The sequence below is a fragment of the Niabella drilacis genome (assembly GCF_900101395.1).
GTDB classification, from domain to species: domain Bacteria; phylum Bacteroidota; class Bacteroidia; order Chitinophagales; family Chitinophagaceae; genus Niabella; species Niabella drilacis.
Genome location: NZ_FMZO01000005.1, coordinates 39019 through 53364, shown reverse-complemented (window position 1 = coordinate 53364; position 14346 = coordinate 39019). Strand labels below are relative to the sequence as shown.

Genomic DNA, 14346 nt, shown 5'->3' with positions numbered 1-14346 from the left:
TTCGCATTTTATTATTTTCTTTAAAAAACTATGCATTTAAAACAAAGCATCATTTAGCAGGTAACTGGTGCTTCTGCCACCTGCCGGTTCTTTAACCAACAGTTGCCGGTTTATCAGGTCCTGGATATCCCGTATAGCCGTGTCTTGCGATGTTTTGGCAATCTTTGCCCATTTGGAGGAGGTGAGCTTACCGGTAAACCCATCCAGCAATTTATTCAGCATCAGCTTTTGCCGGTCGTTTAAAGTATGCGTAGCCGGCTGTTTCCAAAAGGTTGCCTTCTTCATTACCCCGGCTAATGTGGTGCCTGCTGCATCTATGGATCGTTCCAAGCAGCCCAGGAACCAATGGATCCATGGGGTTATATCCATCCGGCCTTTTTGCGTTGCCTCCAGTATATCATAATAGGCTTTGCGCTCAGCCCGGATTTGGGTAGACATGCTGTAAAACCGCTGGCGGCTTTCATCTGCGCGGGCCAACTGCATATCTGTTATAGCCCGGGCAATACGGCCATTACCATCATCAAACGGGTGTATCGTCACAAACCATAAATGGGCAATAGCAGCCCTTAATACCGGGTCTGTTTTGTCCGGAGTATTAAACCAATCCAGGAATGCTTTCATTTCAGCCGGAACCCGGTCTGCATCCGGTGCCTGGAAATGCACAGTCTCTCGTCCCATAGGGCCGGATACTACCTGCATGGGATCATCAGGCAGATTATCCCGCCATTGGCCGGTTACGATCCGGTGCATACCACTGCGCCCTGCCGGGAACAAAGAGGCATGCCAGCCAAAAAGACGGTCTTTAGTAAGTAACTCCTGGTATTGCTGGGTGGCATCCAGCATCATTTCCACAACGCCCTCCACATTACGGTCGGCAGGAACTAAACCGGCTATATCCATTCCCAAACGCCGGGCTACAGAAGAGCGCACCTGTTCGGCATCTAATACCTCGCCCTCTATTTCACTGGATTTGAGCACATCCAACGTAAGGGTTTGCAGGGTAGCTTCCTCCCGCAGGCTAAACCCCAGGTTTTCCATCCGCCCCAATAGCCGGCCCTGCTGATGGCGTACGCCTGCCAGTAAGGAAGCTATATCTTCCGTGTTCCATTGAAAATGAGGCCATTGGGCTAATTGATAGATATACATTCTACGCGTTTTATGCAACGAATATATCGAATATTCTCCGCATTAGCTATTTTTATACGCAAAAAAAGCGGAGAATAATAGTGTTATTCTCCGTATTTCCCTGGCTTCTGTATTCTTTAGTTTTATAATCCCATGGTATTTTCTCGTTGTTTGGTTTGGATAAATGCTGTTTGCTTTTGCAAGGCTTGCCGGTTATTGCTTTCTATTTGTTTTTCGATAGTTTGTAACGAAAGGCCAATGTCACTCCCCTTAATTTTAATGCCTTTTTCATCCATAAAAGCAATACCGCGTCCTTTAATAATTTCAATACGTAATTCCTTTGCTTTTTGCTGAAAACGCTCCATCGTTTTTGAGGACTGTAATATTTGCTTCAACTGTAATTTAAATTGTTCCTTTCGCTGGTCAATCCTCGGTAGTAGTTGTTGCTGCTTTGGTAAAAAGCGCCTGGGGCTTAGCACTTGCTGCAGTTGATATTTGCGTTCCATTTTTCGGCAGAACTCGGCCATGCGTTTATAACTATTGCTATCCGATACATTTGTTTTGCCAGCAAAGCCAATACGGTTAGCTACTATATGAATATGCTGATGCTGCGTATCCTTATGTTCTACTGCCAGAAATTGGTTCTCAACAAACCCAAATTCTTTTGCACAATCCTGGACAATATGGATCAGCTGCGCCCTGGTCAACTTCTCGCCCGGAGCAAAGCTCAGTGTAAAATGAAACACCGGTTTGGATTGTTTGGGGTTGAGCTTTCTAACTTCATTAAAGTCCCGCACCAGTTCCTTTTTATTACCGAAACATTTATTAAAGAGTAAAACTTCCGCTCTGTTATGCACGATGGTTTGATCCCTATTCATCTCCATTTTTTTATCTTCCAGGCAGTATTTGATACACCCGGCAAATCCCTTTCCTATAATCGCCTTACCAATCATCTTAAATAGTTTTTAATATTTAGAGTCAGCTCTTTTACCTGTGCTGCCAGTTGCCTTAATTCTGTGCGCTCAAAGGCATTAAAAGCCTGTGCAGCATTATTTTTATAAGCCAGTGAATTTATATTAGCCGCAAGGTGGCTAAGTTGGGCGGCGAAATCCAAAACTTCTTTGGGCAACGTTTTCTGCCGGGTGTCAATATGACTATTGAAAGCTGCTTCACGTAAAAACTCGGAAACAGTAAGCTGTACCTGTTTGGCTTTTTCTTCTATGATTTGCAGCTCTAATGCGCTGCAAGCTACACGTAGCCGATAGCTACGTTTTACTTCTTTCCTTGGCCTGCCGCCCTTGTTCTTTTCATTTGGTGTATTCATACTATATTAATTTTAAAGTTTAACAACCGCGCTTTGCGCCCCCATGAATGCCGCCCTAAAGCGGCATGAATGGGCCAGCATGTTCGAAGTAGGTGAGGTTACGAGCCTACGAGAACATAGCTGGCTCCCGAAAAATCGATGCACTAAACCGGATCGAACAGGTTTAGATCCGCAGGATCAGGCTTGTTTGATCTTAATTAAATGTGTTAGGGCTTATTCAAGCCCGGAGTTTCTTCATTGACGCCTATATGCCGTGAAAGGAAATTGGAGTGCGCTTATTGTGCTGCGTTTTATAGTTCATTGATCCGTGGCAGTTTCTTATCGCCCGATCCGGGTTTTGAAAATTGAAATCCTTCCACTTTGTTTACAGCATGATCAGCCTGGGGTAAGGCTACCGGTGGGGTGCGTTGCTTATTCTGCGCATCTTTCTTTCGCTGTTGTTGCAGCGCCGAATTAAGGCTGCTAAGATTTATTTTCTCTAAAGGGACATCGAGTTCAACAGATAGCCACCGGCGAAAGCGGGAAGGGGTTTCCAGGAACGCCATTTGTTCCCGGTAGATATCCAATATTTTACCGTACACCCCATACCCATTATCCAGCAGGTCTTTTCTTATAAATTCTTTATACATGATTTTCGCTATTTATTTCGTTGCCTGGATTTTTTTCCAATAGTGCCCGTGCCCGCCTTATCAATTAGCTTTTGCGCCGCTTCGTAATGTTCTTTATACCACACAAGCGCCTGTTGCATGTCCTGCTGCTTTTTGTCATTGCTAAGGGTAATGGAGAAAACGACCAGGAGGGCAATCACTCCCAGGCATAAGCCAAGGCCCCATTGCCCCATGCCGTGCAAGAATGCCTGCCAGCGGGGATGATCAGGGTCTACCTGTAATGCTTTTTTCGACTGTTGTATTTGTTCACCCATTTCAGCCAGTTTTGTATGCATTGGTGTAAACTGGCGTTTACCTTCCTGTAGCAAGATGGCAAGAATGGCAAGGGCCGTTTCATCCAGCTCAATGCCATATTGGAGCGCAATCTGTAACCGAAGCTTCTTTAAATCAATCCGCGATTGTTGCATGGGCTTAAATTTTTGATAACTCTTTGAGCATTTTTATCCTTTCGATAAACGCATAGGCTTCGATCCCTTTCCCTTCGCTGATTTTTTGCAGAATACTCCTGTGCGGGGCTGTGGTGATATCAAAGTCTCCATATAGTTTAATAGCGCCTATATGGTTTTCGGTCGCAGACCTGAAAGCCATCAATTCCCTAATAAGCTGCGGTGTACCTGCAAACGTACTTTCATTAACATAAATGTTGGTTTCAAAAACACCTCCATTTAATATGGTAATCTTTTGCAGGTAATTTGTACAGGGTTCATAGGCGCTGCCCCCGGCAAGAATAACATTGAAAATAAATTGAGCGTTTAATTGGTCTTGGACTTCCTTAAGCTCTTCAACCGTATAATCTTTTGAAAAAAGGGATGGTAATTGATCACTTTCCGGAGCGCCAAAGTCCAGATAAAAACAGTCGTAGTCCTTTTGCGAAAGTTCGTATAGGTTTTCAAAAAGCAATTGACGGTCCAGTTTTTCGCGGCTGTCCAGCAGGCTCATTGTTGCAAAACGCGACGGCGTTTTGCCCTGGAGAAATTTTAACTGTTGGCAGCTTGATTTCACAGAACTGTCAAAATCTACAAAATAAGCCCTGTCATTGTCCTGTTGTTTTAAGGCTTGCAGATACGTAAGCATTGATTTACCGGCACCCCCTTTGGACTGGATATTAAATTGAAATTGTTGCATTGTTTGAATCTTTTATAATAAATAAATATTGCTGCAAAGGGAGAAAGATCAAAGCCCTCTGCCTCTTTGCGTCCTTTGTTGTTCCTGTTGTTTGGCCCCGTCCATCAGCCAGGCGTTAAGATCGTCACGGGATTTGTATAGATCACTGCTATCTGTATATTTTGCTAACCCCATTTCCTGATTCCAGGAAAGTGCTTTTTGTGTGTTTTGCCTGCCGGATAGATCCCGGTCTAAAAGCAGAAATATTTTATTATGCTGCTCCATCAGGGAGCGGCTCTTTTCAAAAAATGCAAGGGAGTTAAGTACCAGGCAATTTGTAAAGCCAATACCAGTTTGGGGGCGGATAACCGTGAACGACAAAAAATTGAAGAAACCTTCAAATACATAAAGATCTTCTTTACCATTATCAAAAAAAGTAATGTCCTTTGGGGCAGCGCTGCCCTTAAAATGAGCGTTCCTTAACTCAAAGCCGCCTGCATTATTGGGAAATCCAATGGAGTAATATTTTTTATCGCCCAGTTCATATTGCACCTCCCGGCAGTAGTTCTGCGCGATGGAGAGCGGGATTTTTCGCTGTTCCAGGTAACTGATTAGAGCAGGGGACTGAATAGGGCCGGTTGCCACGATCCGGATCTTTTTCTTTTCATCGGGAGATGGTGTTGCGCTGAAAAGCGGGAAAGCCTGTGCTTGGCCCCGGTGAAAAGAAAGAAATCCCTGTAATTTGTTTAACGCTTCGTGAATATTGCAGCCATGATATTGTAAACAGAAATCAATAATACTGCCGCCCTTTCCCAGTCCATGATCATACCACAGATTTTTTCTTCGATCCACCTTAAAAGATGGTGTTCTTTCATTTCTGCCAGGAAGCGGCGATAAGTACCAATATTCCCGATTGCGGCTCATCTTGATGTCCGGATGATGCCCCAGGAAGGCAAGGTAGTCTATAAGGTCAATTTGCCTGATTGTTTCCCAGTTAATACTTTTCATATTTGAATGAGTTTGAGTGTTAATAAAATTGCTGATGGTGATTTCCAAGCCAACGCTTTAGGGTGTGCCAGGATCAGGTTGTAATAATTGCTGGATGTCGTTCCAAAGAAAATAAACCCGTGACCGTATCTTATACGGCTTTAGTTTGCCGTGTTTAATCCAGTCGTAAATAGTAGGCTTGGTAACCTGGAATAGCTGACAGACTTCTCCAATTTTATAGAGTGGCTTATAGGTAAGGCCTGTAGTGTTGTAACTGGTAGCTGGTGGAGGTCGTTTTTCTAGTTGTCCAACTTCTTCACGTATCAATACACGAAGTGTCTGCCAGAACTGTTCCGGATCTATCGGGAACAGCATCGGTGTTGCTGAATGCGCACCATTTTCATTTTTTTCCATTTTTAACTGAATTAGCCAGCTAAAGTGGATTTATGGAAAGGAAAATATGGGCTAAGTATACTTGTTTTTGGCTAAATAGACTTATTCAGTTGTTTTTCTTGCTATGATCAGGACCTGAGAAACTGTTGTTCTAATTGCTTTAACAATTTTATGCCCTCTGAGAACTGCATTGTCTCTAAAACCTTAAAGGCGTCCTCAAAACTTTTATTAACTTCTACACGGAGACGGGACTCCATTTTTGCGCGTTTCGCCTTTTTGAAAATCAGATCAAGTTCATTCTTCATGCTTTTAGTGCTAACTCCAAATAATTTATGAAGCAGATCGGCACATTTATCATTAGGAGATAGGTAGTTTGCGCAGCTGGTTTTGTCAAATACGTAAAAAAGCAGCACCAATGTACGATTGGATAGTTGATCCTGTCGGCACTTTTCGAGTAATGAAAGTTCACGCCCTTCATAAGTGGCTATGGCGTTTTCCAAATTGGGAAGGAAGCTACTGTTAAATATGGGGCGGTAAATAAAATAATATAGTGGTGGAAAAGCGCCAATAGTGAAAATAGCGACGCTTAAAAAATACAATAGGTCTAAAGTACCGCTAAAAAAAGAAGTAACTAAAACTCCTAAAATTATTATTGAGGAAAAATGCAATAACGCACTTCGCCAATAAGTATCGATTAATTGGCTCCGGGTAGCAGTAGCAGGCCAATATCGATGAATGCTACGTCTCCGCTCATGCATTTGACGGAACCGGGTGTAAATGTAACTGGGATTTTCAGGAAGTTCAAATGTAAATCGGTCAATCAGACGCTTCATATTCATACGCTTCATTTTCTGTGTTTTTTAGGTAAGTAATATTCGATTAGCAATATAAATTTACGAAATATTCAATAGGTTCCAAATAGTCAGTTTTCCGCTCTTTATTCAAAGACTGCAAAAAGATTAAAATCGGATAAAACCGGTTAAAAATGGATGACCAAAGAAATATTAAATAAAAGAAGCGTAACTTTATGCTGTTAACGTTAAGCGTTATAAAGTGCAGTAAGATTTGAAGGATTTCGTGCTTGGAAGTATACTAAAAGTAGACCAGAAAAGAATCGCAATTGATAATCAATGAAATATGGGCCTGTGACTTATCCCGTCCGGTCCGCAAAAAAGGATTATCAGCAATGATGATCCTTTTTGCTTTTTACCCCACTTTACTTTTGAGGGGCTGACTTTCAGATTCTAATAACAGAACTCTCTAAAATTCCTTACTACCTTTAATACAGCTTAACAATTTAAAAAGTAGACCTGTTTTCAGGGCTATTCAAGTCGATTAAAATTGTTCAGGTTATGTCTCTCCCAATTAAGCTAATTTGTCGAAAAAACAGGGTTCATGCTGATGGAACCTGCTCCGTTTTTGTTCAGTACTGCTGCAATGAAAATCAGAAACCTTTATTTGGAACGGATGTCAAAATATCACCCATCTATTGGGATAGTGGAAGTCGCTGTATTAGTGAACGGCTTCCTGCAAATCATGGAGATTACAATGAACTCAATGATGAACTAAGAGCCTGTTTAAAATTCATTCAATGGCTTTATTATGGCTGTTTTGGGCTGCAACTGCGTTAAATTTTTCGCCATAGTGGCCTACTATGCCTGCAAAATTTTCCTTGTTTCGCTCCAAAATAGCTTCATAATAAATTCCATCAATAAAATTTAAACAGGCTCTAAAGAGGCTAAAGAAAATTCCAATTGAGGGCCCCGTTAAATTTACAAAGAAACATTTTTCGCCAGCTTTTGACTTTGGCGATATTGAAGCAAAAGAAAAACAAGCTTAGCGTCTATTATCAATTTGATGAGTTTATAAAGTCCAAAAAGCGGAAAGTAAGTAAAGCCACTCTTACCGTTTATGGCAATGTAAAGTCCCATTTACTCGCTTTTGAGGCGTTCCGGGCGCAGGAAATATTCTTTGATAGCTTCGATTTTAGCTTTTACGAAGATTTTGTGGACTACCTGACTTTTGAGCATGTACACATGCGCAGAAAAACAAAATACTGGAGGAAGAAAGTGACGCTATCTACCTTACCTATGAGGAGATTGCCAAAATCTATCAAACTGATCTATCGAAACATCCCCATCTTACGAAGTACAGGGATTTATTTGTACTGGCTTGTTTAACCGGGCTGAGGTTTTCAGAATTTTCGACCCTGAAACCCGAAGACCTGCAAAGAGATATGCTCTATAAAAAGCAGGAAAAGTCCGATCATTGGATGATTATCCCGCTTCGGCACGAAGCAAAACTGATTTTTACCCGCCAGTTCCGAGACCGTATACCAGAGTTGACGAGCCCAGAATTTAACACGCATATTAAAACCATCGGAAAACTTGCTGGAATTACCCAAATGGTAAAATTCTCCTACAAAAAAGGGAATCAAACGATAACTGTTACTAAGTCAAAATATGAGAGGGTCACCTCTCATACAGCCCGCCGTTCCTTCTGTACTAATGAGTTTTTAGCAGGTACTCCGGTTGAACTCATTATGAAAATAAGCGATCATAAAAGAACAAAGGATTTTTATAAGTATATCCGTATTACACCTGAAGAGGCGGCAAGAAAAATCAAAGAATTATGGATGGCGAGGAATGATATGAAATTGATAAAAGAAACAGTAGTTGAAATGGAAAGGCTATAATTAATTTAGCAAAGTACATGTCCTGGTGAGATTGGTATAACGGAAAAAAGAGGCGATATTCATTTTTCTGGTTCCGCAGCTTATCAACAATTGGCATCATAAATTAAAGTAAAAATCCACTCTCATCAGCCTGGCGGTGTAACATTCCAGACATTCAGGCGTATAGTATATAGGAAAATTTCCACAATGAGGGGTATTATAACGTTGATCGCTCTGATTTTCCCGGCGTACCTTTTTAGCCAGGAACTTACTATTATTGGTAATGCCCACCTTGCATCAAAAAGTTTTAATGCAGACACACTTTTCACTATTCTTGAAAAAGTAAAACCTGATATTATTCTTCTTGAACTGGATAGTGGGCTATTTTCAAAAACATTTGATGAAAAATTCGAGCTAAAATACAAATCAAAAGAGAACGAACCTATTGCTACAGCCAGGTATATTAAACTACATCCTTTAACTATTGCCTCACATTTTGATTACGAAAACAGGGATACGTATCGCCTGCAGCATGGAATTAAACAATCGCAAAATTTAACCGGAAAGTTGCTGGATAGTTTATATCAAAAAAAACTTTTGAGAAAACGACAAACTAAAATTGTAAAAAAATACTATTCGCTTACAGAAGAATTGAATGCTTATGTTGACAAGCCTGCTTTTAACTTTAATAGTTATGAGCTGGATAAGCTTGCAAAAAGGAAACAGTTCTACCAACACCGCAAAATCACAAAAGTTATAAATCAAAGGAGTGAATTCTCAAAACTATTTGTACCCACAACTTTGGGAACAAAAGTAAGTTTACGAAATGCTTATTGCAGCCTGTCACACTTTTGGGATTTGCGAAATAAAACTATGGCAAAAAATATCGTTGCGATTGTTAAACAAAACCCCGGAAAAAGGATTGTAGTATTGACTGGTTTCTCTCACAGATACTTTCTAAAACGGGAAATATCCCGGCAATACAAGGGAATAAAGCTGCATGAGTTTTACGAATATTAAATGTAAAAGACAACAATATTCAGCAAAAACTATACGGACTCGACCATTTACGAGCTGTAGCAATTTTATACGTTTTTCTCTCTTTTACACCTTATTGAAAGATAAAATTCTTTAGTTCAGTTTTCGATATTCAACAGGAGATAATCCTGTTTTCTGCTTAAATAGCCTTGTAAAATGCTGGGGATATTTAAACCCCAGCTCATAAGCAATTTCATTAACGGTTTTGCCAGCATCATATATCTTATTCTTGGCTGTATCTATTATTTTATTCTGAATGTATTCCTGGGCCGATTTCCCAGTTTCTTTTTTGATCAAATCTCCAAAGTAGTTGGCGGATAAATGCAGCTCGCCGGCACAATAAGCAACCGAAGGCAAACCGATTAGCTGCGGTTTTTCAGAGACAAAGTAATTGTTTAGCAGTTCTTCAAATTTTTCCAGTATGCCCCGGTTAACATTTTCGCGGGTAATAAATTGCCGGTCATAAAACCGGGTACAATAATTTAAAAACAGCTCAATGTTAGAAGCGATTAGTGTTTTGCTATGCTTATCAATAGACTGGCTTAATTCATAGGAGATTTTATCAAAGCATTCCAGTATGATCTTTTTCTCTCGTTCTGACAAGTGAAGCGCTTCATTTGTTTGGTAGGAGAAAAAGCTGAACTCATTCATTCGCTTTCCAAGCGGAGTATTGAGTAACAAGTCCGGATGAAAGATTAACGCCGCTCCAGTCGGTTGATAAACTTCGGGATTTGCTACATCGATTACCTGCCCGGGAGCAAAAAATACCAATGTTCCCTCCTGGTAATCGTAATTATGATTGCCATACCGGATATCTCCGCATTTTACCTGCTTCAAGACGGCACAAAAAATATTAAAAGCCATCTGGTGCCCCGATCTCGGCGCTGCCTTATTAAGATCAACAATGCTTACCAGTGGATGCAGGGTAGAATTATTGTTAAAGACATTATAGTCATGAACGGTATTAAAGGTGATTGCTCTTTCCATATCCTTGTTTTCTATTGTAAAATTACAAACTCCCTGACAACGGGAGCTTTTAGCCGCATCCAATCAGTAATAATGGTAGTAAAAGCAGTAATCTGTATACCAATAGCCTCATTTACAGTTTGGAAATTTGCAGTATCAAATTAAAAAACACAAGAAATGGAAAAAAGATTTTTGGGAAATAGCGGACTGGAGGTATCGGGATTGGGATTAGGTTGTATGGGATTTACTTTTGGGTATGGACCCGCCACACCGGAGGCTGACGCCCTCTCCCTGATCAGGAAAGCCTACGATTTGGGCATTACATTTTTTGATACGGCGGAAGCCTACAGTCAGGGAGGAAATGAAACCCTCCTGGGCAAAGCAGTGCATCCTTTCAGAGACCAGGTGGTGATTGCCACAAAATTTGGGTTCAAAGATGGGGATTCCTCTAAAGGACTGGACAGCCGCCCGGAAAGGATCCGGCAGGTTGCCGAAAATTCATTAAGGTATTTGAACACTGATTACATCGACCTGTTTTATCAGCATCGGGTTGATCCGGATGTACCGATCGAAGACGTAGCCGGAACTGTTCAGGATCTGATCAAAGAAGGTAAGATCAGGTATTGGGGGCTATCAGAAGCCGGAGTGGAAACTATTCGCAAAGCTCATACAGTACAGCCGGTGACTGCGTTACAAAGCGAATATTCTATGTTTTTCAGGGATCCGGAAAAGAAAATAATTCCGGCATTGGAAGAACTGGGCATTGGATTTGTACCATTTAGTCCTTTAGGTAAAGGATTTTTGACAGGAGCCGTTGATGCGAACACCGTATTTGATCAATCTGACTTCAGGAACACGGTTCCCCGTTTCAGCAAAGAAAACAGAGCAGCCAACCAGGTATTGGTTGAACTGGTAGGTTCTATTGCCAAAAATAAAAACGCTACACCTGCCCAGGTAGCACTGGCATGGTTGCTCGCTCAAAAACCGTGGATCGTTCCCATTCCGGGCACAACAAAGGAGCACCGGCTGGAAGAAAATGTTGGAGGGGTAAGTATTTCCTTAACTGAAAATGATCTGGCAGCTATCCGCACGGCACTGGAGGGTATTGAGATTGCCGGGGAAAGATATCCGGCTCATTTACAGGCACGGGTAGGCAAGTAACTGTCCCCAAACCGTTGTTGTTATAGTATTAATCACAAACCAATAATAATAGGCATGAATAACCGCAGAGACTTTTTAAGATCAAGCGCTGTACTGGGCGGGGTATTGTTGTTTTCACCAGCCAACAGCGGTGCCCGGTCCCTTGAGAGAAGTAATCTCAATAATAATGAAGAAAAAAAGACACGGGTACTTGGGAAAGGAAGCCAGGCGCTGAAGGTATCCACTCTTGGCCTGGGATGCATGGGCATGAGCTATCATCGAAGCTTTGTTCCTGATAAAAAGGCAATGATCGCATTGCTGCGCAAAGCTCCCGATCTGGGTGTTACCTATTTTGACACCGCCGAGGCCTATGGTCCCCTGATTAATGAAGAACTGGTTGGTGAAGCTGTGGCTCCATTCCGTAAGGATATTATCATCGCTACTAAGTTTGGCTTTAAGAATGGCAAGCCGGCGGAAGGTCTGGATAGTCGGCCGGAACAGATCAGGGCGGTGGTGGAACATTCGCTAAGAAGCCTGAAGACGGATTATATTGACCTGCTTTATCAACACCGGGTAGATCCGAAAATACCTGTAGAAGATGTGGCCGGTACTGTAAAGGACCTGATCAGGGAAGGTAAGGTGAAGCATTTTGGAATGAGTGAAGCTGGTGTGGACAATATTCGTAAAGCGCAAGCGGTTCAACCGTTAACCGCTTTGCAGAGTGAATATTCTTTAATGACCCGCGAACCTGAAAAGGATGTTATAAAGCTATGTGAAGAGTTGGGGATCGGTTTTGTTCCTTACAGCCCGCTGAGTCGCGGCATGATCTCTGGTTACCTGAATGAACGGTCAAAATATAATCCCAATAACGATAACCGGCCATCGCTGCCACGTTACCATGCAAAAAATGTTATTGCCAACTGGCCCTTGATTGATGTTTTGAAAGAATTCGGTGATCAGCGCGGACTAACCGTAGCGCAGGTGGCGCTGGCCTGGTTACTGGCGCAAAAGCCGTTTATTGTTCCTATTCCCGGGACCACCAAACTGGCCCACTTGCAGGAAAATATGGGGGCAGCAGGTTATGAGTTCGCATCCGGGGAGCTGGAAGCCTTAACTGGTAAACTGGATCAAATAAAAATCGTTGGCGAACGCTACGTAGGCCAATCAGCTGAACAAACGAAAAAATAACTTAATTCAAACGCCTGTACTCATTCGGTGTTACACCAACTTTTTGTTTAAACAGACGCGTGAAGTGCTGCTGATACTTAAAGCCCAGATCAGCAGCTACTTCATTGATTGTTTTCTGACTATCAAATATCCTTGTTTTCGCCTCGTCTATCAATTTACTTTGGATGTAATCCAACGCAGTAGTACCTGTTTCTTTTTTGATAAGGTCGCCAAAATAGTTAGGAGAAAGATGTAATTGTTCTGCACACCAGGTTACAGACGGCAAACCTAAAGTTTGCGCCTTTTCAGACCGAAAATAGTCAATCATTAAATTTTCAAACCGAGCCAAAACATCTTTATTGGCATGGCTGCGGGTAATAAACTGACGGTCATAAAAACGCATACAATAATTCAGCAGTAGTTCTATATTCGATACAATAAGCGTTTTACTATGCTTATCAATATTCTGCTTTATTTCCGAAGCAATCTTTTCAAAGCATTCCACAATCGTTTTTCGTTCCTTTTTTGAGAGGTGCAACGCTTCGTTTACTTCATAAGAGAAAAATGAATACTCCCTGATTGTTTTGGCTAAATGCGTGCCTGCAATCAGATTGGGGTGGAACAGCAATCCATACCCTGACGGATTCGTATTCACACTATGATTGTCAATTCCGTAAACCTGCCCTGGGGAAACAAAAACGAGCGTTCCGTCCTCATAGTCGTAAGGCTGCCCGCCATAAATAATGTCGCCGCATTTGGCATCTTTCAGGAACACGGCATAGATGCCCATATACCGCCTGAAGTTCCGGATAAACGGAAGTTCGCTGAAATTAACCACACTTACCAAAGGATGCAGGGTGTCTACACCTGCATAATCATTATAACGCTTTACCGTGTCTATTCTGTCAAACTGTTCCATAACCTAATCTTTACAGTACAAATTTAGCAAACCTTCTTGTTGGGACAGTGTGTCTGAAGTTGAATCCGTAAAAGTGGTAAATAAATCTGTGTTTTGTATAAATAGCCTGCAGCCCATACTTACGAACTTTGCAGAAATAATTTCAACAGGCAACATGATAAACGAAAAAGACATTTTTGAACGACTGAGAAACGGCCAAACAATACCGCCTGGCGATCCGCAGGCCCATAAAATGCGGGAGGCTTCTTTTGCTACGAAAAACTTGCTTGTTCAGATGAACAATTCTGCTGACCCCGCAGAGATAAGAGCATTATTAAGCAAGATTACGGATAGTCCAATTGACGAAAGCGTGGCCGTGTTTACCCCTTTATACATCAATTACGGAAAGCACACAAAAATTGGCAAAAACGTATTCATCAACTTTGACTGTATTTTCCTTGACCTGGGAGGTATTACTATTGAAGATAATGTGCTGATAGCGCCGAAAGTAAGTTTATTATCAGAAGGTCATCCCCTCTCACCCCAAAGCAGGCATGTACTTGTGCCAGGTCATATACATATCAAAAAGAACGCCTGGATTGGAGCAAATGCCACCATACTTCCCGGAGTAACTATTGGTGAAAATGCTATTGTGGCTTCAGGTGCAGTGGTCTCAAAAGATGTTCCTGATAATACGGTTGTGGGTGGTGTACCGGCAAAAATTATTAAAAGCATAGCATAATATGAGCAGGTTAATGTATACACTCGTCATCTTGCTAAGCTGTTCTCAACTGTATGCCTGTAATACAGGTAATGATGGGAGCACAAACAAACAAGAAAACAACCTTTCCAAACATGATAG

18 protein-coding genes are annotated in these 14346 nt (G+C 41.7%); 7 read left to right on the top strand and 11 right to left on the bottom strand.

From position 1 onward, the window contains the following. Window positions 1–36: 36 nt before the first annotated feature. From BLS44_RS10575 to BLS44_RS10535, 9 genes are all read right to left on the bottom strand, one after another. Window positions 37–1146, bottom strand: coding sequence for a Fic family protein (locus BLS44_RS10575; protein WP_090390056.1), 1110 nt, complete (start codon window positions 1144–1146; stop codon window positions 37–39). Window positions 1147–1268: 122 nt separating this feature from the next. Further along, window positions 1269–2078 carry a relaxase/mobilization nuclease domain-containing protein gene (locus BLS44_RS10570; protein ID WP_090390055.1) on the bottom strand — a complete coding sequence of 270 codons (810 nt, stop codon included), beginning with the start codon at window positions 2076–2078 and terminating at the stop codon, window positions 1269–1271. Continuing rightward, window positions 2075–2449: a plasmid mobilization protein gene (locus tag BLS44_RS10565; RefSeq protein WP_090390054.1), complete on the bottom strand. Its 375-nt coding sequence runs from the start codon at window positions 2447–2449 to the stop codon at window positions 2075–2077. Before BLS44_RS10565 ends, BLS44_RS10570 begins: the two co-directional genes overlap by 4 nt. 290 nt (window positions 2450–2739) lie before the next feature. Further along, window positions 2740–3078 carry a hypothetical protein gene (locus tag BLS44_RS10560; RefSeq protein WP_090390053.1) on the bottom strand — a complete coding sequence of 113 codons (339 nt, stop codon included), beginning with the start codon at window positions 3076–3078 and terminating at the stop codon, window positions 2740–2742. 8 nt (window positions 3079–3086) lie between these two features. After that, window positions 3087–3524, bottom strand: coding sequence for a hypothetical protein (locus tag BLS44_RS10555; protein WP_090390052.1), 438 nt, complete (start codon window positions 3522–3524; stop codon window positions 3087–3089). 4 nt (window positions 3525–3528) lie between these two features. Then, window positions 3529–4242, bottom strand: coding sequence for a hypothetical protein (locus tag BLS44_RS10550; RefSeq protein WP_090390051.1), 714 nt, complete (start codon window positions 4240–4242; stop codon window positions 3529–3531). 48 nt (window positions 4243–4290) lie between these two features. After that, window positions 4291–5229 (bottom strand): CHC2 zinc finger domain-containing protein, encoded by a 939-nt coding sequence (locus BLS44_RS10545; protein WP_090390050.1) that lies wholly within the window; start codon window positions 5227–5229, stop codon window positions 4291–4293. A gap of 57 nt (window positions 5230–5286) precedes the next feature. Next, the gene (locus BLS44_RS10540) at window positions 5287–5622 is read right to left on the bottom strand and encodes a helix-turn-helix domain-containing protein (RefSeq protein ID WP_090390049.1); all 336 of its coding nucleotides are present in this window, start codon (window positions 5620–5622) and stop codon (window positions 5287–5289) included. Window positions 5623–5729: 107 nt separating this feature from the next. Then, on the bottom strand, window positions 5730–6449 hold the full coding sequence (locus BLS44_RS10535) for a hypothetical protein (RefSeq protein WP_090390048.1): 720 nt from the start codon (window positions 6447–6449) through the stop codon (window positions 5730–5732). A 504-nt stretch (window positions 6450–6953) separates the two neighbouring features. Here BLS44_RS10535 and BLS44_RS26225 point away from each other — a divergent pair. From BLS44_RS26225 to BLS44_RS10525, 4 genes are all read left to right on the top strand, one after another. Continuing rightward, window positions 6954–7232, top strand: coding sequence for an Arm DNA-binding domain-containing protein (locus BLS44_RS26225; RefSeq protein WP_245729181.1), 279 nt, complete (start codon window positions 6954–6956; stop codon window positions 7230–7232). A gap of 168 nt (window positions 7233–7400) precedes the next feature. Continuing rightward, on the top strand, window positions 7401–7781 hold the full coding sequence (locus tag BLS44_RS26950; RefSeq protein ID WP_245729180.1) for a phage integrase SAM-like domain-containing protein: 381 nt from the start codon (window positions 7401–7403) through the stop codon (window positions 7779–7781). Next, complete coding sequence (locus BLS44_RS26945) at window positions 7679–8296, top strand: tyrosine-type recombinase/integrase (RefSeq protein WP_317039718.1); 618 nt, start codon at window positions 7679–7681, stop codon at window positions 8294–8296. The genes BLS44_RS26950 and BLS44_RS26945 overlap by 103 nt, the downstream gene beginning before the upstream one ends. A gap of 186 nt (window positions 8297–8482) precedes the next feature. After that, the gene (locus BLS44_RS10525; RefSeq protein ID WP_090390047.1) at window positions 8483–9295 is read left to right on the top strand and encodes a hypothetical protein; all 813 of its coding nucleotides are present in this window, start codon (window positions 8483–8485) and stop codon (window positions 9293–9295) included. Between the two features lie 111 nt (window positions 9296–9406). On the opposite strand, the gene BLS44_RS10520 is transcribed toward BLS44_RS10525, so the two are convergent. Further along, the gene (locus BLS44_RS10520; protein WP_317039712.1) at window positions 9407–10177 is read right to left on the bottom strand and encodes a helix-turn-helix domain-containing protein; all 771 of its coding nucleotides are present in this window, start codon (window positions 10175–10177) and stop codon (window positions 9407–9409) included. Window positions 10178–10456: 279 nt separating this feature from the next. Here BLS44_RS10520 and BLS44_RS10515 point away from each other — a divergent pair, with 279 nt between their 5' ends. Then, window positions 10457–11440: an aldo/keto reductase gene (locus tag BLS44_RS10515; protein WP_090390045.1), complete on the top strand. Its 984-nt coding sequence runs from the start codon at window positions 10457–10459 to the stop codon at window positions 11438–11440. A 54-nt stretch (window positions 11441–11494) separates the two neighbouring features. Further along, window positions 11495–12607 (top strand): aldo/keto reductase, encoded by a 1113-nt coding sequence (locus BLS44_RS10510; RefSeq protein WP_090390044.1) that lies wholly within the window; start codon window positions 11495–11497, stop codon window positions 12605–12607. Window position 12608: 1 nt separating this feature from the next. On the opposite strand, the gene BLS44_RS10505 is transcribed toward BLS44_RS10510, so the two are convergent. Then, window positions 12609–13505 (bottom strand): helix-turn-helix domain-containing protein, encoded by an 897-nt coding sequence (locus tag BLS44_RS10505; RefSeq protein ID WP_090390043.1) that lies wholly within the window; start codon window positions 13503–13505, stop codon window positions 12609–12611. A gap of 154 nt (window positions 13506–13659) precedes the next feature. Between BLS44_RS10505 and BLS44_RS10500 the strand changes: the two genes are divergently transcribed. Beyond that, complete coding sequence (locus BLS44_RS10500; protein WP_090390292.1) at window positions 13660–14226, top strand: sugar O-acetyltransferase; 567 nt, start codon at window positions 13660–13662, stop codon at window positions 14224–14226. Window positions 14227–14346 lie beyond the last annotated feature (120 nt).